The 26319-nt window shown below is 68.2% G+C and carries 21 protein-coding genes and 1 pseudogene; 4 read left to right on the top strand and 18 right to left on the bottom strand.

Annotated features, from left to right (window positions below):
- Positions 1-136: 136 nt before the first annotated feature.
- From AB0M65_RS07325 to AB0M65_RS07275, 11 genes and pseudogenes are all read right to left on the bottom strand, one after another.
- On the bottom strand, positions 137-1105 hold the full coding sequence (locus AB0M65_RS07325; RefSeq protein WP_364022850.1) for a peptidylprolyl isomerase: 969 nt from the start codon (positions 1103-1105) through the stop codon (positions 137-139).
- 63 nt (positions 1106-1168) lie between these two features.
- Positions 1169-2960: pseudogene (locus tag AB0M65_RS07320) on the bottom strand (glycoside hydrolase family 95-like protein).
- Between the two features lie 24 nt (positions 2961-2984).
- A complete protein-coding gene (locus tag AB0M65_RS07315) occupies positions 2985-5267 on the bottom strand; it encodes a glycoside hydrolase family 95-like protein (RefSeq protein ID WP_364022847.1) in 2283 nt (760 codons plus the stop codon).
- A gap of 128 nt (positions 5268-5395) precedes the next feature.
- On the bottom strand, positions 5396-6199 hold the full coding sequence (locus AB0M65_RS07310) for a tyrosine-type recombinase/integrase (protein WP_364022844.1): 804 nt from the start codon (positions 6197-6199) through the stop codon (positions 5396-5398).
- Positions 6141-6827, bottom strand: a complete 687-nt coding sequence (locus tag AB0M65_RS07305) for a hypothetical protein (protein WP_364022842.1) — start codon at positions 6825-6827, stop codon at positions 6141-6143. Before AB0M65_RS07305 ends, AB0M65_RS07310 begins: the two co-directional genes overlap by 59 nt.
- Positions 6828-7366: 539 nt before the next feature.
- A complete protein-coding gene (locus tag AB0M65_RS07300; RefSeq protein WP_364022839.1) occupies positions 7367-8779 on the bottom strand; it encodes a M1 family metallopeptidase in 1413 nt (470 codons plus the stop codon).
- 21 nt (positions 8780-8800) lie between these two features.
- Positions 8801-12676: a Pls/PosA family non-ribosomal peptide synthetase gene (locus AB0M65_RS07295; protein ID WP_364022837.1), complete on the bottom strand. Its 3876-nt coding sequence runs from the start codon at positions 12674-12676 to the stop codon at positions 8801-8803.
- 274 nt (positions 12677-12950) lie between these two features.
- A complete protein-coding gene (der, locus tag AB0M65_RS07290; RefSeq protein WP_364022834.1) occupies positions 12951-14486 on the bottom strand; it encodes a ribosome biogenesis GTPase Der in 1536 nt (511 codons plus the stop codon).
- 3 nt (positions 14487-14489) lie between these two features.
- Entirely contained in the window at positions 14490-15164 is a 675-nt protein-coding gene (locus tag AB0M65_RS07285; RefSeq protein ID WP_364022831.1) for a lysophospholipid acyltransferase family protein, read from the bottom strand.
- Positions 15161-15865: a (d)CMP kinase gene (cmk, locus tag AB0M65_RS07280; RefSeq protein ID WP_364023026.1), complete on the bottom strand. Its 705-nt coding sequence runs from the start codon at positions 15863-15865 to the stop codon at positions 15161-15163. The genes AB0M65_RS07285 and cmk overlap by 4 nt, the downstream gene beginning before the upstream one ends.
- Positions 15866-15955: 90 nt before the next feature.
- Positions 15956-16534 carry a TetR/AcrR family transcriptional regulator gene (locus AB0M65_RS07275; RefSeq protein ID WP_364022829.1) on the bottom strand — a complete coding sequence of 193 codons (579 nt, stop codon included), beginning with the start codon at positions 16532-16534 and terminating at the stop codon, positions 15956-15958.
- 91 nt (positions 16535-16625) lie between these two features.
- Between AB0M65_RS07275 and AB0M65_RS07270 the strand changes: the two genes are divergently transcribed.
- From AB0M65_RS07270 to AB0M65_RS07260, 3 genes are read left to right on the top strand one after another with little or no spacing between them, the layout of a single operon-like run.
- Positions 16626-17018 carry a DUF4267 domain-containing protein gene (locus tag AB0M65_RS07270; RefSeq protein WP_364022826.1) on the top strand — a complete coding sequence of 131 codons (393 nt, stop codon included), beginning with the start codon at positions 16626-16628 and terminating at the stop codon, positions 17016-17018.
- 15 nt (positions 17019-17033) lie between these two features.
- Positions 17034-17516: a cation:proton antiporter regulatory subunit gene (locus AB0M65_RS07265; protein WP_076167978.1), complete on the top strand. Its 483-nt coding sequence runs from the start codon at positions 17034-17036 to the stop codon at positions 17514-17516.
- Between the two features lie 6 nt (positions 17517-17522).
- The gene (locus AB0M65_RS07260) at positions 17523-18719 is read left to right on the top strand and encodes a cation:proton antiporter (RefSeq protein ID WP_364022823.1); all 1197 of its coding nucleotides are present in this window, start codon (positions 17523-17525) and stop codon (positions 18717-18719) included.
- 82 nt (positions 18720-18801) lie between these two features.
- Here AB0M65_RS07260 and AB0M65_RS07255 read toward each other — a convergent pair whose 3' ends face one another.
- The 7 genes from AB0M65_RS07255 to xerD form a co-directional block, all read right to left on the bottom strand.
- Positions 18802-20670: a Xaa-Pro dipeptidyl-peptidase gene (locus AB0M65_RS07255; RefSeq protein WP_364023023.1), complete on the bottom strand. Its 1869-nt coding sequence runs from the start codon at positions 20668-20670 to the stop codon at positions 18802-18804.
- 143 nt (positions 20671-20813) lie between these two features.
- Positions 20814-21566, bottom strand: coding sequence for a pseudouridine synthase (locus AB0M65_RS07250; protein ID WP_364022820.1), 753 nt, complete (start codon positions 21564-21566; stop codon positions 20814-20816).
- Positions 21556-22176: an SMC-Scp complex subunit ScpB gene (gene scpB, locus AB0M65_RS07245; RefSeq protein WP_364023020.1), complete on the bottom strand. Its 621-nt coding sequence runs from the start codon at positions 22174-22176 to the stop codon at positions 21556-21558. Before scpB ends, AB0M65_RS07250 begins: the two co-directional genes overlap by 11 nt.
- 86 nt (positions 22177-22262) lie before the next feature.
- Complete coding sequence (locus AB0M65_RS07240) at positions 22263-23198, bottom strand: segregation/condensation protein A (protein ID WP_364022817.1); 936 nt, start codon at positions 23196-23198, stop codon at positions 22263-22265.
- Positions 23198-23623 carry a cobyrinic acid a,c-diamide synthase gene (locus AB0M65_RS07235; RefSeq protein ID WP_364022814.1) on the bottom strand — a complete coding sequence of 142 codons (426 nt, stop codon included), beginning with the start codon at positions 23621-23623 and terminating at the stop codon, positions 23198-23200. The genes AB0M65_RS07240 and AB0M65_RS07235 overlap by 1 nt, the downstream gene beginning before the upstream one ends.
- The gene (locus AB0M65_RS07230) at positions 23620-24636 is read right to left on the bottom strand and encodes an AAA family ATPase (protein ID WP_364022811.1); all 1017 of its coding nucleotides are present in this window, start codon (positions 24634-24636) and stop codon (positions 23620-23622) included. Before AB0M65_RS07230 ends, AB0M65_RS07235 begins: the two co-directional genes overlap by 4 nt.
- Before the next feature lie 92 nt (positions 24637-24728).
- Positions 24729-25631 carry a site-specific tyrosine recombinase XerD gene (xerD, locus tag AB0M65_RS07225; protein WP_364023017.1) on the bottom strand — a complete coding sequence of 301 codons (903 nt, stop codon included), beginning with the start codon at positions 25629-25631 and terminating at the stop codon, positions 24729-24731.
- 119 nt (positions 25632-25750) lie between these two features.
- Between xerD and AB0M65_RS07220 the strand changes: the two genes are divergently transcribed.
- Complete coding sequence (locus tag AB0M65_RS07220) at positions 25751-26245, top strand: DUF1707 domain-containing protein (RefSeq protein ID WP_364022808.1); 495 nt, start codon at positions 25751-25753, stop codon at positions 26243-26245.
- The last annotated feature ends 74 nt before the right edge of the window (positions 26246-26319 follow it).

Genomic DNA, 26319 nt, shown 5'->3' with positions numbered 1-26319 from the left:
GCAAACGTGGCGTCATCGGTACTGGTGCTCGCGATGTCCTGAAGGACCCCTTTGAGACGTTGAACGTCTCAAAGGGGCCTTCAGGACATGTGCCTTACTCCTCAAGGACCCGAATCGCCACTCACGAGGTGGTCGCTCAGCCCACCGCGACGGACTGGAACGTCACCGGGATCTTCGGCGGCCCCGTCCCGTCACCGGATCCCTTCGCTTCGTCCACGCCACCACGCGCGACCTTGTCCAGCACCTGCAGGCCCGCGTCCGAGATGCTCCCGAACACGGTGTACTCCGGCGGCAGTTGGGCTTCACCGAAGACCATGAAGAACTGGCTGCCGCCCGAGTTCGGCGCCTGTGTCTTCGCCATGGCGAGGACACCGCGGCCGTATTTGAGTTCCGGGAAGACCTCGTCCGGGATGGTGTATCCCGGCCCGCCCATGCCGTTGGCCGCCGGGTCGCCGCACTGGAGCATCTGGAGCCCCGAAGTGCCGAGCCGGTGGCACGAGGTGTCGTCGTAGTAACCCTGCTGCGCCAGCGAAAGGATGTTCGCCACGGTGCACGGCGCGAGCGCGCGGTCCAGGGTCAGCCCGATGTCACCCGCGGTCGTCTTGAGCGTGACGGCCATCGTGCCGGACGCCGGGGTCGGGCCCGCGGCGGGCGGGGTGGCCTTCTTCGGCACCTCGCCGCTGGAACTCGCCGGGTACGCGCACTCGGTCGGATCCGCCAACGGCGTGGTGCGCTTCGGCATCGTAAGCCTGCCCGCGGGGATCTCCACCGGGCTCTGCGTCGGCGTGTCCCGGGCGCTCGACGTCGGCGCCGAGGGCGACGACGCGACCACGCTCTTGCTCTTCGAGTCCGACAGGAAGAACCCCGGCGCCACGAATCCGGTGACCGCCACTACGGCGACCACCACGACGAGTCCCAGCACCCCCAGCCCGACCCACAGCGCAGTCTTGTTCGACGACGGCGGCGGCGGCTGCTGCGCGCCGTACCAGGCCTGCTGCGGATACGGTTGTTGCGGGTAGGGCTGCTGCTGATACTGCTGCCCCTGCGAAGACCCAGGATCGGGTACCTGGTCTTCGGGCTCGCCCGGCTGCGGCGGCTGGGACATCTGTGCTCCTGTCATCCGGCGAAGGAAGTCCAGGAACAGTCTCACGTATCACCACACCAGAAGTCAGGGCATCCCCCACGGCGCGGCGGACCCGTTCGGCGTGACCGGCCGGATTTCGAGGTCGGGCTTGTCGCCCTTGCGATGCACGACGGCCTCTTCGCCGCGCCGCAGGTCGATCTGGACGTCGCCGTTCGCCAGCCGCCGCCACCGTTTCGGCCTGCCCCAGCGGTCGCGGACGGTCAGTTCTCCTTCGAGGTCCGTCCGCGGCACGCACGGCGCCCCGGCCTCGCTCACGACCTTGACCCAGCGCGTCTTCCCTCCCTGCCGGGAGGCGCTGAGCAGGAACGCTCCCTGCGTCCGGAAGTCACGCAGCGCCGCGTCCACCCACTTGGCGGGTACGGCCGGGAACAGCCGGATGACTCCGCCCCAGCTCTGCACGAGCATGTCGTGCAGTGACTGCGCCGCCGAAAGCCGAGTCTCGATGACCGGGCCGGTGAACGTGTAACCCTGCAACGCACCCTCGAAGCCCACCCAGTGATCAAGCGAGGTCTCGATGATCCGCCGGTTCTCCGGCTTCTCCCAGGTGATCTCGTACAGCGGGTACACCTGAAGCAGATGCGAGTAGTGCCGATGCGACTTCGCGAACGGCACTCCCGCGCCGATCATGTATCCGTTGGCATCGGCCGGGTACGGGACCAACGTGGCCAGGCTTCCCGCCACCGCCCGGCAAGCTGGTCGTCGATCCGCAGTTCCACCGCCGACTCCAGCAGGGTCTTGCAGCCCCACCGGAGCAGCGCGAGGTCGTAGTTGCAGTCGGCCGCGTTGACGCCGTACTCCGGGGAGAACGTCGCCGGAAGGTGCAGCGCCCGACCTCCGGGGTCGGGGTCTCCTTGCCGGGGATACCGACCGGGAACCCGGAGTTCGTCCCGGCCGGCCCGTTGAGCACGTTCATGTCGGTCGTACGCGGGATACCCGCCGCATCGTGCTGATACGGCTCGGCGACCTGACTCGTCAGGTTCGCGCGGTACCTGCCGAGAGCGTGACTGACGGCATCGAGTTCGAGGTGGTTCGATCCATGGATGAGCCAGTACTCCAGCTGGACGTTGAGGTTCCACCACGTCGCGAGCCACGGGGTCGGTTCGAGCCATGGCCCGCGGGTCGCCATCACCGGCGCGTCCTCACGCGCGGCCGAGGCGATCTTGTACAGCTGGATCCAATAGAAGCTCTGCAGGCGAGTGTCCGGAATGGACACGAAGCCGTGCCGATAGTAGTCGCGCCACCAGCGGCGATGCTCGATGGTCAGCGTCCCGAACGGTTCCGCCCGGCGGACCGTCTTCACTGCCTCGAGCGCGGCCGTCTTCTTCGGATGCGACCAGGCCACTGACGTGTAGAGCGTGCGCTATGAACCCGACCGCGACGCTGGAACCAGCGGTGACACCAGGCCTTTCCATGCAGGGCCGCGTTCCCCTTCCGTCGGTTCGATCTCGACGGCGAGCGGCGACCGTCCAGTGTGGACGATTGCCCGCAACGACAGGCTGCCCGCGGCCGTGGTGATCGTGCCACGGAGTTCGGCGTTCCACAGGTCCATCCGCCAGTCGATCCCGGTGATGGCACCGACCGGTTCGAGGGTGAAGTAACCGATCGGCAGCCCGAGTAGACCGTTGCCCAGGAACGGTCCCTCGTACCAGGTCTTCGGAATCTCGCGCCAGAACAGGTCGGCGGAGCCGAGGAAACCCGCCCAGTCGAGGCCGCCGAGCGTGAAGTCGTTCTCCACCGCCGAGGCGGACGGCGTGAACCCGGCCGCCGACACTCCGGCCAGCGCTCCCCCGAGCACCGTTCTGCGAGTGATGTCCATCCTTCAGACCTCCTTGTCGCGAATTCAGGCCGGAAGTCCCCACGCCGGAGCGCCGCCGTCGCCGGGCACATCGCGCGGCTCCAAGGCAGGTCGTGCGCCGCGCCGGGTGATCACGGCGGTTCCGCCACGGTTCAGGTGAATCGAGATCGTGCCCGGGCCTTCGGCGCGCCAAGGGAGTTGCCGCCCGCGCGCGTCACGGACCTCGACGTCGCCGGGGATTGCATGCTGGAGCATGAGCGGTTCCCCCGCCTCGCTGCGGACGCGGATCCATTCGGTCGTGCCGTTCCGGCGCGAAGCGTCCACGAGGAAGGCGCCCTCCGCGCGGAGGCTCTCGAAAGACGCGTCCCGCCAGGTCGGCGACACCGACGGGAAGACCTTCAACACGCCGTGATCGCCTTGCAGGAGCATGTCCACAACGGACTGCGCGGCGGTGATGGGGCTTTCGATGGCGAGATTCGAGCCCTCGCGGTACATCGTGTTCGGCGTCAGCTGGGTGTCGGCGACAACTGTACCGTCGAGGAAGATCTTCAAGTACCGCAAGGCTTCTTCGGGTGCGTCCATCACCGAACTCATCGACGACGCGGCCGCGAAGCTGTACCCGTGCCATTTGTCCTGGATGCTCGACCAATGCGCGAAGGTACGGCGCATGACGTCCCGGTCGCCGGGACGGTCCCAGTGCTTTTCGCGCAGCGGGTAGAGCCAGAGCAAATGCGAGAAGTGGCGATGCGAATCGGCGAGCGGGACGCCGTCGCCGATCAGCACTCCCCGGTCGGGATCCTGGTGATACGGCACCAGTTTCTCGCCGATCTCCCGCCACATGGGCACACGCGGATCGTCGATGCGCAGCTTGGCCGCCGATTCGACGAGTGTCCGCGCGGCCCAACGGATCAGCGAAAGGTCGTACGTGCAGTCTGCCGCGTCGGCGTACTCGGGTGACCGCGTCATCGGCAGGTGCAGGAACCCGTCCGGTCCGGTGGCGAGGAAGTGGCGGTAGTAGTTGAGCGCCTTGGCGAGTGTCGGATACAGGACGTCGCGCAGGATGCGGACGTCCATGCTGTGGCGGTACGCGAGCCAGACGTTGTGCAGCCCCCAGATCAGGTTGCCGGTCTGGTCGTTCTTCGTCGCGGGGCCGGGGATCCCGACCGCGCGGGTGCCACCGGGCCGCAGCCGCCAGTCGCCTGGATGCGAGAGGGCGTAGGTGTCGCCGTCCCGGTAAGCGGGAGGTACCGAGAGTTCGAGGTTGGCATGGTCGCGACGAAAGGTCTCGGTGACGGCGTCGAGTTCGGGATGGTTGCTGCTGTTGACGATCGGGTAGGTGACCTGGACATTGAGGTTCCACCACACGGCCGTCCAGCTGTTCCCGGCCTCCGGGAACCACGGCCCCCATTCGGCGACGACCGGACCGTTCGCGCGGGTGGCACACGCGGTCTTGTACAACTGGATCCAGTAGAACCGCTGGACTCGTTTGTCCGGAATGGACACGAAGCTGCGCCGATAGAAAGCGTTCCACCAGCGCCGATGGTCGGCGACCAGCACATCCGGGTCGGTCGCCGAGGCTCTCTGGACCCTGCTGATCGCTTCTCGCGTGTGGGTCGGCTTCGGAAAGCCGTACGCGACCGTGGCCGCCAGCAGCCGCCGCGTACCGACGGTCCGCTCACGCCACGCCGTCGTATACCCGCCGCCCGCGTGCAACGGCTGCTCGCAATACCGGACAGCGCCCGCACTGGCGAGCTTCGGATCGGGATTGGCCGTGTACTCGGGTGGTTTGCGGATCGTCCTGGTCGTCGCCGACTTCAACGGCGTGAACTCCCAGGTCGCGGCGGCTCCGGTGAGCGAAACGAGCAGGAGATCCTGGTCGTTGTGCACCAGCGCGGAGAACCGCGCCGTGCCCTGCGTCGTCGTGATCGTGCCGCCGAGTTCGGCGTTGTAGAGGTCGAGTTCCCAGTCCACCGCCGTGATCGCCCCGGCGAAGGTGAGGGTGAGGTAGCCGATCGGGAGCCGCGAGAGCCCGATGCCCGCTTCCCACTGCCCGCGCTGGTCCTGGACCTGGGAATGGCTGAGCATCACCTTGAGCACGTTCGGCTGCGCACCCGCGTAGAACTGGACGCCGAGGAAGCCGTTGGCGAGGAACGGGCCCTCCTGCCACCCGTTCGGCAAACGCTTCCAGACCATGCGCGCGTCGTCGAGCACCCGCCGGTGGATGTCGCTCCCCGCCTGCGCCGGTGGGGCTCCCCGCACCCACAACCCACCGAGCGCGGCAGTCCCCACCGCGGCCATCAGCATCGAACGCCTGGACAGCTCGACCATGGAACGCCCTCCAGATACATACTACGTTTCGCCTAGATCAAGCCCTGGCGAACGGCATGTTTCCAGACACAGCCGCACTTTGACCACCACGTTCACCCATGCAGCCGCAGATACATCCGACCTATCGGTCAGTTGGTGAGGTAGGCACGCGTAGCTTCAGGTGACGCCTGACCCAGCATCTCGGCGATGTCGTCGAGGTCTGTTCCCTCCCGGAGGAGGTTGACGGCGAAGGTCTTGCGAAGGGTTCGCGCCGACAGTCCCGGCATGCCGATCAAGACCCCGAAGACGGTCACGAGACGATTCACCGTGGCAGGCGGCACGCGGCGACCACAGGTGCCGGAGAAGAGCGCCGGACTCTCGGCGTCACGTTCCCGGAGCCAGGCGTCCAGCACGGGACGAAACTCGGATGGGACCGGTACCGTTCGCTGCCGCCGCCCGCGTACGGTGATCCCCTTCTCGGTCAGGTCTCGCGAATCCAGTGCGGAGAGTTCGGTGGCGCGGAGACCGGTGCAGTACAGAAGATGGAGGATCGCCGCGTCCCTGACCGGCAGCAGCCGCACCGCGGCCGACAGCATTCCGCGCAGTTCGTCGTCGTCCAAGGGCGACAACGTTTCCGCCTCGAACTCCCGCCGATCGCCCGTCGACTTCAGTTTCCACCCGACGAGCGCGCCGAGCGTGGCCCCAGGCCACTTCTGCCACCGCTGTGGCCGGACTTTCAGCAGACTTTCCTCGGCGGACGCGACGCCGTCGATGTCCACCGAACCACGGGCACCATTGAGCACCTGCTGGTCCCGATGCCGATTCAGCCGGTTCACCCGCCGCTTGTGGCGCGGAATGTTCTTGCGCGAAGACTTGTCGTTCTCGCCGTACCTGTTACGGCGATCCTTGGCGTAACTCAGCCGCTTCTTCTCCTGCGGGCTCTTCCGTCCCATCGCCCCTCCCTTGGCTTTGCCGGGATGACGATAGCCAGCCGGCTGGAGCGTCGGCCACCGATTTAGCCGGAGCTCCACGGGACGCCGCGGCGTTGTACGCGGCGACGAGTTCGGCCGCGACCTTGCCGGGCTCGGACCGCAACCGGCTGGGCAGTGTCTGGAGCACGAGGATGCCCTCGGCCGCGTACCTGGCGTTTCTCGCGACTGTCGCCGCGTACTGCCGCTTGCCGAAGTGGAAGTCGTACGAGTCGATTTCCCACGCGAGCCGGACCTTCACGAAGTAGGCGTCGGGGGTCCCGATGTATTCGCCGGTTTCATCTCGAAGCTGATGATTCCAGAGCGGCTCGGGCAGACCGGTCAGCTTCCAGACGGCCATCGCGTCGATCTCGGCCACGGACCGTGCGCCTCTCAGGACGTCACGCAGTACCTCACGGGGCAGGGCACTCCCCCGATCACTGCCGCCCTCGAGCTCCCGGATGAGGACCTCGGGATTCAGGCCACCCCGCTGAACTGCTTCGGTCAGCAAAGCCCGGATCGGGTCGTGCGTGGTGAAGCGACGGCATTGGTCGAGGACAGCCCGGGTGAGCGGTGCCATGGCCACCCCGTCCACGATCACTGACCGCGGCATTCGCGTGGTCCGCTCCACGGTTACGTACCCTGCGCTGCTGATCTGGCACGAGGCGGGCACCAGCAGATGAATCCGTTCAGCCGGGATCCCCGGCCCTTTCAAACCCTGACGACGGCAGGCTTCGATACCTGTGACGATCGCTTCCGGACCTCCGTAGAGAAGCGCGCCTTCGACCACCTGACGGCGAGTCGGCCGCCCCGAGCCGAGCAGTACCACTCCAGGCAGCAACCGCTGCCAGGGCTGCCCAGGCCGGCAACGCCGGTAACAGGTCCTCTTCGAGACACCGAACTCGACCAGTCGCGCGACAGTGATCACGCCGTCCCGGCTCAGCTTGTAAAGGCCCTCGTGATCACGAGCCCATTCCCCAGACCGCACCCCAAGATCATCGGTGGCGGTCCCCTGCTTCCGCCAGCATCACTCTCGCCACCTGTGGACAACTCGCCACATCAGCCCCACTGTGGATAACTCAAGGCCTGCCCCCGATGTGGCATTGGGGACGTTGAACGTCCCCAATGCCACATTGGGCGCACCAAGGAGCTTCAGGGAAGCGGAAGCGGAGGCAGCGCCGGAGCGTCCAGCCAAGCGCCGAAGAACCCACCAAGCGAGCGCCCAGCGAAGCGTTCAGCCAGCGCCACAAAAGCAGCAGTGGTCACCAGACCGTGCCGGTTCTCCACCGCCCAAGCCTTCACCAGCGGGAAGAACACCGCGTCGCCGACGGTACAACGCAAGGCGTGCAACAGAAGACCGCCGCGTTTGTACACCCGCTCGTCGAACATCCGCGCCACCCCGGGGTCGGCGAGGCGCAGGTCGGCAGGCTTCACCTTCATCCGCGCGTGCCACGTCTTCGCCCACGCGTGCGCGCTCTGCCCGCCGGATTCCTCCGACCAGAGCCATTCCGCGTAGGTCGCGAAGCCCTCGTTGAGCCAGATGTGCCGCCAGTCGGCGACGGTCAGGCTGTTGCCGAACCATTGGTGCGCCAGTTCGTGCACGACGAGTCGTTCGTGCGTGCGCCGTCCGTCGACGTGGTTGGCGCCGAAGATCGACATGCCCTGTGCTTCGATCGGGTCGTCGAGGTCGTCGTCGGTGATCACGACGACGTACTCGCCGAACGGGTACGGTCCGAAAAGTCGTTGCAGTACGTCCATGATCCGGCCCTGGCGCCCGAAATCGCGCGCGAAGTTCCGGTGAAGACGCGGCGGGACGGCGGCCCGTTGCGGCACCGTGGCGACCACCGAGTCACCGTCGAGGCTGAGCCGGTACGCCGAGGCCGAAGGGTGCGAGAACCAGCCGGGCCGCGCGCCGGAGACCAGTTCGACGTCGTCGTACCGTCCGATTTGGACACTCATCAGGTAGGTCGGCGTCGGCTCCGTGCGTTCGAAGACCCACTGGGTGGTGCTCGCGCGTTCGTAGCGTGAGACCAGGTTCCCGGTCACGGCAACAAGATAAGGCGACGACGTCGTCAGCGCGACGCGGTAGGTCGCCTTGTCCGCCGGATGGTCGTTGCACGGGAACCACGACGGGGCGCCGACCGGCTGGCTCGCCACCAGGGAGCCGTCGGTCAGTTCGTCCCAGCCGATGTCGCCCCACAGCCCGGAAAGCGGGCGTGGGTTGCCGACGTAGTGGATCTCCGCCAGGAACTCGCTACCGAGTGGCAGCGACTTCGCCGGTTTCACCTGCAGCTTGTGCCCGCGCCGCGTGTACTTCGCGGGTTTCCCGTTGACCAGCACCCGGTTGATCCGGAACTCGCCGAAATCCAGTGTGAACCGCGACAGCGCCTGCGTCGCCTCCGCGGTGATGGCCGCGGAGGCGGAAAGCCGGTTGGGACCGATCTTGTAGTCCAGCTCCAAATCGTAGTGCCGGACCCGGTAACCGCCGTTACCGTGATGGGGCAGATAGGAGTCGCCGGAGGTGTCCGCGCCGGGCAAGGGCTGCGCGGAGGCCTTCGAAATCACCCGCGAAGAACCCCACTTCCCTTACTTCGTCCAGGCCGAGATCGGATTCCCCAGCCAGCGCGAGTCCGCGGGAACCACGTCGCCCCTGGTCACCAGTGACCCCGGTCCGACGGTCGTCCGCGCGCCGATGCTCGCGCCAGGCAGCACGATACCGTGCGGCCCGAGCGTCGCTCCCTCGTGCAGGGTCACCGGCGACATCGTCATGATCCGGTCGTGGAAAAGGTGCGTCTGGACGACACAGCCGCGGTTGATCGTCGCGCCGTCGCCGAGGCTGACGAGGTCCGACTCGGGCAGCCAGTACGTCTCCAGCCAGACACCCTTGCCGATCTTGACGCCCATGGTGCGCAGCCACGCGGCCAGCAACGGCGTGCCGCCCAGCGAACCGACCAGCCACGGGACGGCCAGCGCCTCGACGAAGGTGTCGGCGAGTTCGTTGCGCCAGACGAACGAACTCCACAGCGGGTGGTCGACCGCGCGGAACCGGCCGACCAGCAGCCACTTCATCGCGGTGGCGGTCAGCGCGGCGACGGCACCGGCCGCGAGCAGCAGCGGGCCGCCGAGCAGCAGCGCGACCAGGAAGCCGTACGACCCGGCCAGCGCGAAGATCGCGGCGGCCACCAGCACGGTCAGCGCGACACCGCACATCACCGGAACGATCCGGCACAGCTCGACGAGCGCGCGTGCCGCTTTCAGCCGCAGCGGCGGTGTGTAGGTGCGGCTCGTGTCGGACTCGCCGACCGAACGACGGACCGCCAGCGGCGGCATCCCGAGATACGACGAGCCCTTCTTCGCCTTCAGCGGCGCCGAAGACAGCACGCCGACCAGACCGCGTTTGGGCACCGAACGGCCGGGCGCGGCCATCCCCGAGTTGCCGAGGAACGCCTGCTTGCCGATCCGCGCCGGCGCGACGTGCAGCCAGCCGTGGCCGAGTTCGTAGGTGGCGACCATGGTGTCGTCCGCGAGGAACGCGCCACTGTCCACCTGGGTCATCTTCGGCAGCGCGAGTACGGTGGACGCCTCGACGTTGCGGCCGACCTTCGCCCCGAGCATCCGGAGCCACACCGGGGTGAACAGGCTGGCGTACAAGGGGAACAGCCCCTCACGCGCCATGCCCATCAGCCTTTCGGTCGCCCAGACCTGCCACGCGACGCGGCCGTGCACGGGGTGGTAACCCTCGACCATGCCGACGCTCAGTGAACGGACGCCGACGAGCACGAGCAGGGCGTAGGTCACGAAGTACGCGATGGTGGCGAGCGGCGTGAACACCAGCGCCTGGCCGAGCGCGGCACCCAGCGAAGAAGCACCGGCGATCCCGTACCCGAGCACCGCGAGCGCGGGCAAGGCGGCGACGGCGGGCAGGAGTCCGAGAGCGACCGACGTCGCACCGTAGGCGGAAGACCAGAACCGCGAACGTGGCGGGCGGCTCGGGGGCCACTTCAGCGCGTCCTTGGTGACACGGGCGGCGGGGACGCTGCCGCGGACGGTCGACCCCGGCGCGATCTCCGCGCCCTTGCCGATCCGCGCGCCGGGGAACAGCGTGCTGCGCGCGCCGATCCGCGTGTCGGCGCCGATGCGGATCTTGCCGATGTGCACGAGGTCGCCGTCCACCCAGTGCCCGGTCAGGTCGACCTCGGGTTCGACGGCCGCACCGCGGCCGAGTTTCAGCATGCCGGTGACCGGCGGCGGCGAGTGCAGGTCGACATCCTTGGCGATCCGCGCGCCGAGGGCCTTGGCGTACGTCGTCATCCAGGACGCGCCCGCGACGCTGTCCGCACCGCTGAACTCGGCGAGCTTCTCGGCCGTCCACAGTCGCAAATGGACATTCCCGCCACGCGGATAGCTGCCGGGGCGGATACCGCGCAGCAGCAGCCGCGCGCCGGTCGCGGAGATCGCGATCCGGCCCGCGGGGCTGAACAGCACGACCCACGCGACGGCGATCCACACCCAGTTCAGCGTCGGCGCCCAGGCGAATCCGGCCAGCGACAGGACGTTCGACAGCGTCGCGGCGATCGTCGTCCAGCGCAGGCCGGCCAGTCCCATCAGCGGGATCATCAGCAGCGACTGGATGATCCCTGCCTTGCGCGGGGTCGGCGCGATGTCGCGGCGTTCGGTCTTCTGGCCGCTCAGCGCGTCCAGCATCGACGCCAGCGCGCCGAGCTTCGGGTTGGCGTAGATGTCGTTCACCGACACCTGCGGATGCCGGGTGCGGATCCGCGCGATCAGCTGCGCGGCCGTCAGGCTCCCGCCGCCGTTGGTGAAGAAGTCGGCCTTCGGGTTGCCGACCGAGACACCCAGGATCTCCGCCCAGCCTTCGGCCAGCCAGCTCTCCGTCGGCGACAGGCCCGATTTGGCGGCGTCCACAGTGGACAGCGGCCAGGGCAGCGCGTTGCGGTCGACCTTGCCGGAAGTGCGGGTCGGCAAGTCGCCGACCAGCGCCAGCAGCGGGACGAGCGCGGCGGGCAGCTGCTCACGCAGCCGGGTCGCGGCCTCGTCGTGGTCGAACTTCACACCTTCGGCGGGCACGACGTACCCGACGAGCACCTGGTTTCCCGCCTTGGTGCGGCGGATCGCGGCGGCGGCGCCCTGTACCCCGGGCAGCGCCTGGAGTGCGGCGTCGACCTCGCCGAGTTCGATACGACGGCCGCCGAGTTTGACCTGCTCGTCGAGCCGTCCGAGGAACAGCAGGCCCTCGACCTCGGCGCGGACCATGTCACCACTGCGGTACGCGCGGCGCCAGCCCAGTGACGGCAGCGGCGCGAACTTCTCGGCGTCCTTCTCCGGATCGAGGTAGCGGGCAAGACCGACGCCACCGATGACCAGCTCGCCGGTCTCCCCCATCGCGACCGGCTCGCCTGCCTCGTTGACGACGGCGAGCTGCCAGCCCGCGAGCGGCAGGCCGATCCGGACGGGTCCCTCGCCGGTCATCTGCGCGGCGCAGGCGACGACGGTGGCCTCGGTCGGGCCGTAGGTGTTCCAGACTTCGCGGCCTTCGACGGCGACACGTTCGGCCAGTTCGGGCGGACAGGCCTCGCCACCGAAGATCAGCAGGCGGACGTCTTCGAGTGCGTCGGCAGGCCACAGCGCGGCCAGCGTCGGGACGGTCGAGACAACGGTGATGCCCTGCGCGACCAGCCACGGCCCGAGGTCGACACCGGTACGCACGAGTGAACGCGGCGCCGGGACAAGGCAGGCGCCGTGGCGCCAGGCGAGCCACATCTCTTCGCAGGACGCGTCGAAGGCGACGGAAAGTCCCGCGAGCACGCGGTCGCCGGGGCCGATCGGCTCCTCGGTGAGGAACAGCTCCGCCTCGGCGTCGACGAACGCGGCGGCGGAGGCGTGCGAGACGGCCACGCCCTTCGGCTTGCCGGTCGAACCCGAGGTGAAGATGATCCACGCGTCATCGGCCGGTGTGGGAGAGCCTTCGATACCGCCGGGCGTGCCGAGGACGGTGATCGCGCCGCCGTCGGTGACGACGGCCGCGACGTCGGCCTCGCCGAACACCAGGTCCGCGCGCTCGTCCGGGTCGTCCGCGTCGACCGGCACATAGGCGGCGCCGACGGACAGGATGGCGAGGATGGCGACGTACAGCTCGGCCGTGCCGGAGGAGATCCGGACGCCGACGCGGTCGCCGACACCGACACCGTTGGCCGTCAGCTTGCGGCCGTAGGCGTCGATCTCCTCGACGAGCTTGCGGTAGGAAAGTGTGGTCTCGCCGTCTTCGATCGCACCCGCGTTGGGGTGGCGGGCGGCGGTCTCGGCGACGATGTCGATCAGGGTGCGCTCGCCGGCACCGAGGCCGGACCAGAACAAGGCGCGGTCCGCGACGGGGGTGGGTGACGGGGCGACGGTGACGTCGGCGACACAGGCGATCGGCCGGGAATCGGCGGTCAGTGTCATCGAACGTTCACCACGGGCAAACCTGAGCTGGCCAAAACTAAGCTGAGCAAAACTGAACCATGGGCGCGCAAGCCCACCACACCTTTCGCGAAGTGCGTCATTCGGGCTCGCTCTCCGAATGAGGCGCCCGCTAGCAGACCAATGACTTTACCGCAGGTCAACGCCATATCTCGGCAGGATCTCGGCAGAGTGTCGAACCTCACCGGCGGACACGCCGAAACCCGAAGTCATCGGCGTGTCCACCTGGTGAAATATTCACCTACATCGTGAGAAATCAGCGCGATTTCGATTTTCCAGCCGATTTACCCGCCGGTTTACCACCCGTCGCTTTTCCACCGGCCTTGGGCCTTTGCTTCTTTTCCCGTACCCGGATATTCACCCGGACGGGGGTGCCTTCGAAGCCGAATCGCTCACGGAACTTGCGTTCGATGAATCGACGGTAACCCGCTTCGAGGAAACCGGTGGTGAACAGGACCAGTGTCGGCGGCCGGATGCCCGCCTGGGTCGCGAAGAGCACCTTCGGCTGCTTGCCACCGCGCACCGGCGGCGGGGTCGCGGCGATGAGGTCGGCGAGCCAGCCGTTCAGCTGACCGGTCGGGACGCGCTGGTCCCACGACTTCAACGCGGTCCGCAGCGCGGGCGCGAGCTTGCGCACGGAACGCCCGGTGAGCGCGGAGATGTTGACCTTGTCCGCCCACGGCACCCGGACCAGGCCTCGGTCCAGTTCCCGCACCATGGCGTGACGACGGTCCTCGTCGACGAGGTCCCACTTGTTGAACGCGAGGACGCAGGCGCGGCCTGCCTCGACGACCATGGTCAGCACCCGCAGGTCCTGCTCCGAAAGCGGTTCGGCGGCGTCGAGCAGCACGATCGCGACCTCGGCCGCGTCGATCGCGGTCTTGGTCCGCAGCGACGCGTAGTACTCCGCGCCATTGGCCGAGTTGACGCGCTTGCGCAGGCCCGCCGTGTCGACGAACCGCCAGATGTCGCCATCCAATTCGACCAGCGAGTCGACCGGGTCGACCGTGGTACCGGCGACCGAGTCCACGACGGACCGCTCTTCGCCGGAGATCTTGTTCAGCAGGCTGGACTTGCCCACGTTCGGCTTGCCGACCAGCGCGACCCGGCGCGGACCGGCGGTGGCGCGGTCACCGTCACGCGGCATCGACGGCAGTGCCTTCACGATGGCGTCGAGCAGGTCACCCGAACTACGGCCGTGCAACGCGCTGACCGGATGCGGTTCGCCGAGGCCGAGTGACCACAGCGACGCGGTGTCGGCGAGCAGGCGGTCGTCGTCGACCTTGTTGGCGACAAGCAGCACCGGCTTCTTCGAGCGGCGCAGCACCTTCGAGGCGGCCTCGTCGGTCGCGGTCGCGCCGACGCTGGCGTCGATGACCAGCAGTACCGCGTCGGCGGTGGCCATCGCGATCTCGGCCTGCGCGGCGACGGAGGCCTGCAGCCCGGTCGCGTCCGGCTCCCAGCCACCCGTGTCGACCAGGGTGAACCGGCGGCCCGCCCAGAAGGCGTCGTAGGCGACGCGGTCCCTGGTCACGCCGGGGACGTCCTGCACGACCGCCTCGCGACGGCCGAGGATGCGGTTGACCAGGGTTGATTTGCCGACGTTCGGCCTGCCGACGACGGCGAGGACCGGCTGCGCGAGTTGCGCCTCCTCCTCGGCCTCGCCGGCGGCGATCTGCGCGTCGAGCGCGGTGAATTCGGACTCGTCGGACCAGGAGCCGTCGATCTCGCCGACTCCGTCAATCCCCGCCGACGTGTTTCCTCCCGCGGAGGCGGGATCAAACTCAGACATTCGTTACTTCACATTCTGTCGCGTGTCTTGGAGCCCGTGCTCCAAGCGCCATTCGTCCAGTGCCTTCACGAGGTCCGCGAGCGCGAGACGAAGCTGCTCGGTTCCCTCCTCCAGCCCTGTCCTTCCCTTCCCGATAGCGGGAGTGAAAGGTTCGCCGACCATGATGTCGACGCGGGGCCGCCAGCGCCTCTTGGCGCCGGTGGCTTTGTATGTCCCCCGAGTGGCGATCGGGACGACCGTCGCCTTCCCGGCGCGGACCAGGAAGGCCGCGCCGCGCTCGAAGCTTTCGGCGTCACCGAGGCCGCGGGTGCCTTCGGGGAAGATCCCGACGGCACCACCGTCCTCGAGCACCTTGACCGCCATCATCAGCGGTTTGCGGTCCACCGCACCCCGTTTCACCGGGATCTGACCCAGTTTCGGGAAGAACCAGCCGACGAAACCCTTGAAGAGTTCCGCCTTGACCAGGAACGCGGTACGCCGCGAGAACATTCCGAACAGCAGTGCCGGTTCCGCCATCGAGCTGTGGTTGGCCATGAACACCACCGGACCGGACGACGGCACGCGCTCGCGGCCGTGCACCCTGACCCGGAACACCGGCCGGACGAGGAACTTCGAGATCCCCCGGCCGAAGGCGTGCATCGGGCCACTCGCGCCTTCGGGCAGGCCTTTCGCGTTCACCTGGCGACCTCGGCGGGGCAGCCTTCGAGGAGACCGCGGTGCAGCGCCAGTTCCGCCAGCGCGACGATCACCTGGTCGATATTCAGCTGGGAGGTGTCCACCTCGACGGCGTCGTCGGCCGCGCGCAGCGGCGACGCCGCACGGGTGGAGTCGAGGCGGTCACGCCGTTCCACCGCTTCCCGCGCACCATCCACAGTGGACTGGCGGCCGGCGGCGGAGTCCTGCGCGCTGCGGCGCGCGGCCCGGACCTCGGCCGAGGCGGTGAGGAAGACCTTGAGCTGGGCGTCCGGGGAGACGACGGTGCCGATGTCGCGGCCCTCGACGACGATGCCGCCGACCCGGCCGAGCACCTCGTCGATGATCTCCCGCTGGCGCGTGACCAGCAGTTCGCGGACGGCGGGGACCGCCGAAACCGGCGAGACCGCGGTGGTGACGTCCGCGCCGCGGATCTCGGCGGCGACGTCCTCGCCCGCCAGTGTCACGGCCGTTTCGTCAGGGCTGGTGCCGATGCCGAGTTCGGCCTTGACCGCGACGTCGATCACGGCCGCCGCGTCGGCGGGGTCGACCCCGGCGCGCAGGACGGCGAGGGTGACCATGCGGTACATCGCACCGGTGTCGAGGTAGCCGGCGCCGAGTTTCGCCGCGAGCTTCCGCGAGACCGTGGACTTCCCGGTACCGGACGGGCCGTCCATCGCGACCACACCACGCAGGGCTCCCGCCACCGAACACTCCTCAGCTCATCATCGCTCACCTGATCGACGACCATTCTGCCTGGTGGCGAACGGCGTGCCTCAGCCACCCACGGCGAACCTGTCGACGAGCATGCCGATCCGTTCCGCACGCGCTTGCGGAGGCAGCCGTCTGCTGCGTTCGAGGGTGACCAGGCCGTGCAGGGCGGCCCAGAAGGTCTCGGTGTAGAGGGCGGGGTCGTGCGCACCCGCCGCGGGACCCGCGCATTCCAGCAAAGCGCCGAACGCGTCCCGCAGCGGGGCGGGGCTGTCCGGGCTGGCGAAGGTCAGTTCACTGGCGAGAGTGAAGATCGCGTCGTAGAGCGCGGGTTTGCGGTCGGCGAAATCGAAGTAATTCTCGGCAAGCCGCCACAGCGCACTCCGCGAGTCCTCCGCCACCCCGACCCCCTTCCGCAGGTCTATGGCCATTTCGGTGCACCCTTCGAGTGCGGCGGCGGCCATGATCGCGCCCTTTCCGGAGAAGTGGCTGTAGAGCACCGGCTGGCTGTATTCGATCTTCGCCGCCAGCCGCCGGGTGGTGACCGCGTCCCAGCCCTCGTCTTCGGCGATCTCGCGAGCGGTGGTGACGATCAGCTGTTCGCGTTGCGAGCGGTCGCGCTCGCGCCGGGGGTTCATGACCATACGAATATCCTAGCACCGCTAGACAAGCTAGCGGTGCTAGCGCTAGCGTCTGCGATGTTCCTAGCGCTGCTAGCTTTTGGAGTCGGAGACCATGACCCGCATCAAGATCGCTTACCTCCTGTCCGCCGCCCTCGTGCTTTTCGTCCTCTACTTCGGTAGTGGTTACGTGTTCTTCCCGCAGACCCAGACGGGCGGCTTCGGGCTGCCGGTGATGCCGTCGGCCGGCGACCCGATCCTCGCGGTCAAGGGCGTCCGCGACATCGGCACGGCGCTCGTGGTGCTCGCGCTGCTGCTGTTCCGGAACGCCCGCGCGCTGGGCTGGGCATTGCTGGCAATGGCGTTCATCCCGTTCGGTGACATGCTGATCGTGTTGACCCATAACGGGTCCGTGGCCGCCGCGCTCGGTATCCACGGCGCGACCTGCGCCCTGATGGTCGTGATCTCGGCGTTGTTCCTGATCCGACCGGCACGAAACGGACAGTGAGTTACTGTTGACGGCGTGAACGTCGAAGTGACCCCGCTCCCCGGAATAGGCGTCCGCAAGGACTTCGCCACTCGCAACGGCCGCCGCGTAGGCGTGGTGACCCATCGCGATGGACACGTCGAGCTGATCGTGTCCAAAACGGACGATCCGGACGCCTGCCTGGCCTCACTTCCGCTCAGCACCGACGAAGCGGGCGCGCTGGCGAACCTGCTCGGCGCGCCGCAGCTGGTCGCCCAGCTCACCGAGGAACACCGGGACCTGCCGGGGATCAACACCAAGCAGCTCCCGATCAAGTCGTCGTCGCCGTTCGACGGCCGGACACTCGGTGACACCGCCATGCGGACACGGACCAGTGTCTCGGTCGTCGCGGTGATGCGGGCCGGTCAGGTCCACCCCTCCCCCAACCCGGACTTCAACCTCACCGCCGGCGACGTACTCGTCGCGGTCGGGACGTCCGAAGGACTCGAAGCCGCCGTCAAAATCTTGAAGTACGGCTGATCGCGGATGGATCACACCGCACTGTCCTTGATCGAACTCGGGGCGGTCTTCTTCGGGCTGGGCGTGCTGGGGCGCCTCGCCGGGAAGATCGGGATGTCCCCGATCCCGCTCTACCTGATCGGCGGCCTGTGTTTCGGGCAAGGCGGCCTGATCCCGCTCGGCGACATCGGCGATTTCACGCATCTCGCCAGTGAGATCGGCGTCGTCCTCCTGCTGCTCCTGCTGGGCCTGGAGTACTCGGCGGCCGAACTGTTCACCGGGCTCAAACGCTCGTGGATGGCTGGCGTCGTCGACATCGTGCTGAACGCCGCGCCGGGTGCGATCGTCGCGCTGATCCTCGGCTGGGGGCCGATCGGGGCGATCGTGCTGGCGGGCGTCACCTACATCTCGTCGTCCGGGATCATCGCGAAGGTGCTCGGCGACCTGGGGCGGCTCGGTAACCGGGAGACGCCGGTGGTGTTGTCGATCCTGGTGTTCGAAGACCTGGTGATGGCGCTGTACCTGCCGATCCTCACCGCGGTGCTCGGCGGCGTGAGCTTCCTCGGCGGGATGAAGGCGGTCGGGATCTCGCTCATGGTGATCACCGTCGTGCTGGTGATCGCGCTGAAGTTCGGCCGCTACGTCTCCGCGGCCGTGGACAGCCCGGACCGCGAGGTGTTCCTGCTCAAGGTCCTCGGCGCCGCCCTGCTGGTCGCCGGGCTCGCGTCGGCGATGCAGGTGTCGGCCGCGGTCGGCGCGTTCCTGCTCGGCATCGCGATCTCGGGTTCCACCGCCGAGAACGCCACCCACATGCTCGAACCGCTGCGGGATCTCTTCGCGGCCGTGTTCTTCGTCGTGTTCGGGCTCAACACCAACCCCGCGTCCATCCCGCCGGTACTCGGCTGGGCGGTCGTGCTGGCGGTGTCGACGACGCTCACGAAGGTGGCCACCGGCTGGTGGGCCGCGCGTAAACAAGGCATCGGGAAGATGGGCCGGGCTCGCGCCGGAGCCGCCTTGGTCGCGCGAGGCGAGTTCTCGATCGTCATCGCCGGGCTGGCGGTGGCGGCGGGAGCCGTGACCGGCGAACTCGCCGCGCTCGCGACGGCCTACGTCCTGCTGATGGCGGTCCTCGGCCCGACGGCCGCGCGGATCGTCGAGCCGGTGGCCCGCGCACTGCAGCGGAGGCCATTCGGTTCGAAGACCACCGCCTCGCAGACTGGCTGAAGCCGCTCGCTCACTCTGCAAGTGTCATGAAAGGGTCTTTCAGGACGAAATTTGTCCTGAAAGACCCTTTCATGACATTGGCCTAACCGCGCTCAAGCCCCGAAACGGCCGCCGGAGCGAGCTGGACCGGAGCCGCCGGAAGCGAAGCCGGAACCGCCGACGGTCCCGCACCCGAGACCGGCAGAGCCAGCGACGTCTTACCCAGATCCACCGTGATCTTCGGGTACTGCGCCGGGCCACCGATGAACGACCCGTCCGTCCCGCCGATGATCAGCGCGAGCTGATGTCCTTGCGGGACAACGTGATCCGTACTCGCCAGCCGGAACGTCATGGTGTACGGCTGCCCCGGCGTCAGCGGCGACTCCTGGCTCAGCGAGCGGTAGTTGGCCAGATCGGCCCAGCCGCGGCTGATGATGTTCAGCCCGACCGACACCGAGTCGGCGCTCGTGTTCACATAGCAGGCGTCGTTACCCGTAGCGCTCGATCCCCAGCACGACTGTGTCGTCTCGTTCTTGATGCCTTCCTTGGCCCCGGTGTAGTTCCGGATCGTCGCCGGGCCGTAGTCCACCAGGATCGCCGAGAGCCGCGCGGTGGACGTCGACGGCGTCGCGGTCACAGTCACCTTCGCCGTCCCGGACACGTGGAGGTCCTTCGCGAGCGCGCCGGTGCTGAAGAGCACACGTCCGCTGGAGGTCTCCGTCGGCCGCGCCGCCCAGCCGTTCGACGTCTGGCCGGAGGAGTCGGCGAACGACGCCGTGCCCGTCCCCGCGGTCGCGCCCAGTGTGCCGACGCCAGGGGTGCCACCGGACGCGGGGCGCAGGGTGACGGCGCTGCCCGCGGGCCAGGCCGCCTGGTCCACCCAGACGTCCGGAGCGCGTTCCACACTCGCGCCCGGGGTCTTCTCGATCCCGTTGTCGACGCCGAGCAGGTAGTGGTCGAACCACTGGTGCAGGGTGTCCACCCACGCCGAACGCCGGTAATCGAACGGGTCGACGTGCCCGGCCTGCGTCAGCCAGACCTTGCGCTCGACGGTCAGCGCTTCCCACCATTGCCCGAAGTTGATCGTCTTGACGTTGAGGTCGCCGAGGCCGTGCGAAGCGAGCACGCTGGCCTTCACCTTCGACGCGCTCTGTACGTGGTCCCGGTCGAGCCAGAACGCGTTGTAGTCACCGTTCGAGGTCGCGCCCTCGGTGAGCTTCCGGTTCGCCGCGGCGCAGTTCTGGCCGCCGTTGCGCTGGGAAACCGTCTGCGCCAGCCCGGCAGGGCTGCCCTGGCGCAGGCTCGCACCGTCGGAGCGGTAGTAGTCATACCAGGAACTGATCGCGCCGATCGGCACGATGGTCTTGAGCCCGTCGACGCCGGTCGCGGCGACACCGTTGGCAATCGTGCCGTCGTAGGACTTCCCGATCATGCCGACGGCGCCGGTCGACCACGAGGCGAGGGTTTTGGCGGATCCGGTCGCCGTGGTGTAGCCGTTGGCGCGGCCGTTCAGCCAGTCGACGACCTTGCGCGCCGAGGCGACGTCCGACGGCCCGCCGACGTCGGTGCAGCCGCGGGACTTGTTGGTACCGGCCAGGTCCACCAGTACGACGGCGTACCCGCGCGGCACGAAGAAGTTGTCGTAATAGAGCGGGAAGCCGACCGGCCTTCCCGCCGAGTCGTAGGTCTTGAGCTCGCTCTCGTTGCCGCGGCCACAGCACGAGTAGTACGGGCTCGCGTCCATGATGACCGGGACCTTCTTGCCCTGCGCCACCGGTTCCTTCGGGCGGATGATGTCGGCGGCGACCCGGTCCGAGCGGCCGTCGCCGTCCCCGTCGAGCCCGATGTCCACCCAAGCCGTCTCGCGGACGGCCTGGGCGAAGTCGTAGACCGGTTCGCTGCCCCGCGGTTTCGCCACGGCCTGCGGCGCCACGACCACGGCCGCGGCTACCGCCAGAATCCCTGCCAGCACAACTGTTTTCACGGTTGAGCCCTTCTCCGTCGGCTGAAAAGCCCGTCGAGGAGAGCTAAACGCGATGATCACTCGCGCAGTAGAGCGGAAAGTCTTACAGTCAGGCGCGGCCTGTCCGTTGAGGGTGGTGGCGGGGTCCGGGCTTACAGATCGACCGCGCGGTAGAGCGAACCGACCTCACCGCGGTTGAGCCGCCGGACCGAACCCGATCGCTGGGCGCCGAGCTGGACGTCGCCGAGCGCGGTCCGGACCAGTTTGCGCACCGGATGCCCGGTGGCCGCCATCAGCCGCCGCACGATGTGCTTGCGTCCTTCGTGGATGACCAGCTCGATCTGCGTCCGGCCTGCCAGCATGTCCTTGACCCGGAACTGGTCGACCTTGACGATGCCGTCCGACAGCTCGAACCCGGCACGCAGTTCCTTGCCGAGCCCACGCGGGACGATGCCCTCGACCTCGGCGAAGTAGGTCTTCAGCACCTGGAACGACGGGTGCATCAGCCGGTGGCCGAGGTCGCCGTCGTTGGTCATCAGCAGGAGGCCTTCGGTGTTCTCGTCGAGCCTGCCGACGTGCACGATCCCGGGGGTCTCCTCCCACCGGCCACGCAGGTAGTCGCCGACGCACGGGCGGCCGCGGTCGTCGCTCATCGTGCTGTGCACGCCCTTCGGCTTGTTGAGCACGAGGTAGACGAGGTCCTCGCGGACCTGGACGCGGGTGCCGTCGACGTGGATCACGGAGTTGTCCGGATCGACCCGGCGGCCGAGTTCGGTGACCACCTTGCCGTCCACGCTCACGCGGCCGCGCACGATCAGGTCCTCGGCCGCGCGCCGCGAGGCGACGCCGGCCTGCGAAAGGACCTTCTGCAGGCGAATGCCGTCGGGATGGGCGTCAGATGTCATCGATGGTGTCCACTTCGGGTAGCAAAGGAGCGATCGGGGGAAGGTCGGCCAGGGACGACAGTCCCAGTCGCTCCAGGAACAGCTCGGTCGTCACGTACAGCGTGCCAGTGGTTTCGGGGTCGGCCCCGTGTTCTTCGATCAGGCCGCGTGCCAGCAGCGTCCTGATCACCCCGTCCACGTTCACCCCCCGGACCGCGGCGACCCTGGCCCTGGTCACCGGCTGCCGGTAGGCGATCACGGCGAGGCTCTCCAGTGCGGCTCGCGTCAGCTTGGAACGCTGGCCGTCGAGCAGAAGCTTCTCCACGAACGGGGCATAGACGTCCCTAGTGTAGAACCGCCACCCTTCGCCGACTCGGCGCAGGTCGATTCCGCTGGCCCGGTCGGTGAACTTCTGCGCCATCGTGCGCAGCGCCACGACGATACGCGACTCGGGCTGGCCGACGGTCTCGGCGAGCGATTCCTCGTTGATCGGCGAGTCCACGACCAGCAACAACGCCTCAAGGGCGGCTTCGAGCGCCTCGTCGGAGGTGACGTCGGGATAGTCCCCGTCACCCGCGGCGACCAGCCCCTGGTCGGCAGGCGGCTCGGGCTCGGGCTCGGGCACGGGCACCGGCTCCGGCTCGCCCTGTGATTCCGCTTCAGGCTCGCCCTGCGGCTCCGGCAAAGCGTCTTCGGTCTTCTCGGTCTCTTCGGGGCTCACCCGTACTCCTCGTCCTCGACGACGGCGCGGTCGTGTTCGGCCGCCACCGACGCCTCCGCGACGGACCCGCCGGTCCAGCGCACGTGCAGTTCGGCGAGGGCCTCCAGCTGCTCGAACTGGACCGTCGCTTCGCGGTACAGCTCCAGCAGCGCGAGGAACCGCGCCACGATCTCGACGGTGTGCTCGCAGTCCTCGACGAGCTCGCTGAAGGTCGCCTCACCCCGTTCCGCGAGCTTGAGCCGCAGAAACGCGGCATGCTCGCGTACCGAAACCCGGCCCATGTGGATATGCGCGATCGACACCGTCGGCGGTGGCTTCGGCTTGAAGACCGCGACGGCGATCTCAGCGAACTTCGCCGAGTCGACGCCGAGCATCACCTCGGGCAGCAGTCCCATGAACCGGTCTTCGAGCGCCACCGACCGCGGGTACCGCCGCAGCGCGCCGGCCTCCAGCTCGCCGAACAGCGCCGCGACCTGCTTGTACGCCCGGTATTGCAGGACGCGTGCGAACAGCAGGTCCCGTGCTTCGAGCAGGGCCAGGTCGTCTTCGCTCTCCACCTCGGCGGCCGGCAGGAGCCGCGCCGCCTTGAGGTCGAGCAGGGTGGCCGCGATGACCAGGAACTCGGTCGTCTCATCGAGGTTCCAGTCCGTGCCGAGCGCCCGGGTGTAGGCGATGAAATCGTCCGTGACCCGGTGCAGCGCGACTTCGGTGACGTCGAGCCGATGCTGCGAGATCAGCTGGAGCAGCAGATCGAAGGGGCCCTGGAAGTTCGCCAGGTTCACCTTGAACTTGGACGTGCTCAGCTCTTCACTGGCCAGTCCCTCCGGGACCATCCCGCCGTGCACGGTCTCGTGCACGGCGGGGGTCTCGTTCGCGGTGTCCTGCTCGACCGGCTCCGGGCCACGCTCAGCAGCCACGGCCGGGTCGTCCATCAGTTCTCGGTCTCTTTCCCGTCCTCGGTGCCCGCCCGCAAGCGCTGGACGAGTACCGACTCCTCACCGTTCGAGTCGAAATCGGCCAGCAGGACGGCCACCGCCTCGCGGACCAGCCTGCCGCGATCGAGCACGAGCCCGTGCTTCGCCCGGAGGTTCAGCCTGGCCTGCTCCATCGCCAGCAGTTCGTCGCCGGAGACGTAGACGGTGATCTTCGCGTCGTGCTTGGTCCGGCCGGACCCGCTTCGCGCGGCGCGGGTCAGCTGGTCCTTGTGCGCCTGCCCGCCGCCGTTCTCCGTGTCGTGTCCGTCGCCGTTCCCCGTCGAGGGGGCGGGCGGCTCGGCCACGAGCGGGAGATCGAGGGCGGGGCTGGAGGTGATCCTGAAAAGTTCGGACGCTCCGGGCAGGGATGCTCGCCTGCTCACCGAGCGATCACCTCACGGGCCAGCGCGCGATAGGCAGCCGCGCCTGCTGATTTGGGGGCCCACGTCGTGATCGGCTCGCCCGCGACCGTCGTCTCGGGGAACCGCACGGTGCGGTTGATCACCGTGTCGAACACGATGTCGCCGAATGCCTCCACCACTCTCGCCATGACCTCCTTCGAGTGCAGGGTTCTCGGGTCGTACATGGTGGCGAGAATCCCCGTGATGTCCAGTTTGGGGTTGAGGCGTTCCTGCACCTTCTCGATGGTGTCGATCAGGAGCGCTACGCCTCGCAGACTGAAGAACTCGCACTCCAGCGGGATGATCACACCGTCCGCGGCGGTCAGTGCGTTCACCGTCAGCAGGCCTAGCGAGGGCTGGCAGTCGACAAGAACATAGTCGTAGTCGTTGATGACCGGACGAAGCACCCGTAACAAAGTGTGTTCGCGCCCTACCTCTGCGACCAACTGGACCTCGGCCGCGGACAGGTCGATGTTGCTCGGCAGCAGGTCGACGCCGTCCACCCGGGTCTTCCGGATGACGTCGGTGATGCTGACCGACCGCTCCATGATGACGTTGTAGACCGTCTGGTCCAGCTCGTGCGGCTGGATGCCGAGACCGACCGAAAGCGCGCCTTGTGGATCGAAGTCGACCAGCAGTACCCGGCGGCCGCATTCGGCGAGCGCCGCACCGAGGTTGATGGTCGAGGTCGTCTTGCCGACGCCGCCCTTCTGGTTGCACATGGCCATCACCAGTGCGGGGCCGTGCCGTTCCAGGGGCTTCGGTTCGGGAATCTCGCGGAGCGGGCGGCCGGTCGGGCCGATGCCTTCCCGTTCGCGTTCCTGCTGCTTGGTTTCTTTGGCGCGCTTGGCCTTGCGGCCGCGGGAAGAGATCGTGTCCTCCGACGGTTCGTCGCCGTCGTGTTCGGCGGGGGTTGCGATGGTCACCTGGTGGAGGCTCGCCGCGGCCGAACCGGCGGACGCGGACGGCTTCGCCGGTTCGTTCGGTGTCGACATGGCGCGAAATCTCCTCCTCGGCAGGGTCGTCGGCAGCCTATGCTCGATTCACGAATCGAGCCAAAGAGGCTCGCCGGGATCGACGGGGTCGTTTAACCGAGTGCACGCGGATGTGCTGTCGCGTAAACCTCGCGGAGCGTGTTGACCGTGACCAGCGTGTACACCTGGGTGGTGGTCACCGAAGCGTGGCCGAGCAGTTCCTGCACGACACGGACATCGGCGCCGCCTTCGAGCAGATGCGTCGCGAAGGAATGGCGCAACGTGTGCGGGGAAACGCCCGCCGTGATGCCCGCGGATTCCGCCGTGTCCTTGAGAACCTGCCACGCGCTCTGCCGGGAAAGCCTGGAGCCGCGGACGTTCAGGAACAACGCCGGTGTCCCCCGGCCGTGGACGGCGAGCGCGGGCCGCGCCCGGACGAGGTAGGCGTGCACTGCTTCGAGCGCGGGACGGCCGATCGGCACGATCCGCTGTTTGCCGCCCTTGCCGTCGAGCAGCACGGTCCGTTCGGCGTCGTCGATGTCGTCGACGTCGAGTCCGACGGCCTCCGAAATCCGCGCACCGGTCGAATAGAGCAGTTCCAGCAACGTCCGGTCGCGCAGCGGCCGCTCCCCTTCCGGCGGCGGGGTTTCCAGCAGTTTCAGCACGTCGTGTACTGGCAGCGCCTTGGGCAGCCGTTTGGCCGCGGCTGGCGGGCGCACCTCGCGGGCCGGGTCGTTCTCGGTGATGCCGTCCGCGTGCGCGAACTTGTGCAATCCGCGCACCGCGACCAGCGCGCGGGCGGCGGAGGACGCGGCGAGCGGGCGGTGCTCCTCGTCACCCTCGCGCAGTGCCGCGCCGAACGAGGTGACGTGCGCCGGGGTGACGTCGGTGAACCGTTCGACCTCGGCGCCACCGAGATACGCGGTGTACCGGCGCAGATCGCGGGAGTAGCTGTCGAGCGTGTTGCGGGCGGTTCCGCGCTCGACCACCAGATGGTCGAGGTAAGCGGCGACCACCTGGGCGACTTCGGCACCGCCACCTCGTGACACACCGACACTCTAGGACCACCGGGGCTTCTCGTGAGGGTTCGCCGCGCTTTGCCACGTCGTGGATGTGAACGGGATACCGTGGTGGCATGGCCCAGCATCCGGACCCGGAGGAGACGCGTGTCGGCACCGCCGAGCGCGAAGAGGCGGCTCGGCTGCTCGCCGACCACTACAGCCAGGGAAGAATCACGCAAGACGAATATGAAAGCCGCGTCCTGGCCGCGTACGAGGCGATGACGCGCCGCGAACTCCGGCCGCTGTTCCAGGACCTGCCCGCACCGCATCCGGTGTACCTGGCGCCGCGGTTCGAGCCGCCGCCCTTCGCCCAGCCGGTCCACGCCTACCAGCAGCAGGCCGTGGTCATGCCGTACTCGCCGAAATCGAAGATCGCCGCCGGGGTGCTGCAGATAGTGCTGCCGTTCGGGATCGGGCGGTTCTACACCGGGCACGTCGGTCTCGCGTTCGCGCAGCTGGCGGTCGTGGTGTTCAGCTGCGGGATCGGGGTGGTGTGGCCGATGGTCGACGGGATCGTGCTGCTGGCGAACGGCGGCACCGACGCGCAGGGCCGCCGCCTCCGGGACTGAGCCCCTCCCCGGTCGCCGCCCTCCTCTCTCGCCGCCAAACGTCATGAGGGGTGGGCGCCCGGCGAGAATGATGC

It is taken from the genome of Amycolatopsis sp. NPDC051071 (assembly GCF_040682875.1).
In the GTDB taxonomy this organism is placed as follows: domain Bacteria; phylum Actinomycetota; class Actinomycetes; order Mycobacteriales; family Pseudonocardiaceae; genus Amycolatopsis.
Note: the sequence above shows the minus strand (reverse complement) of the source record. Positions and strands in the feature narration are given on the sequence as shown.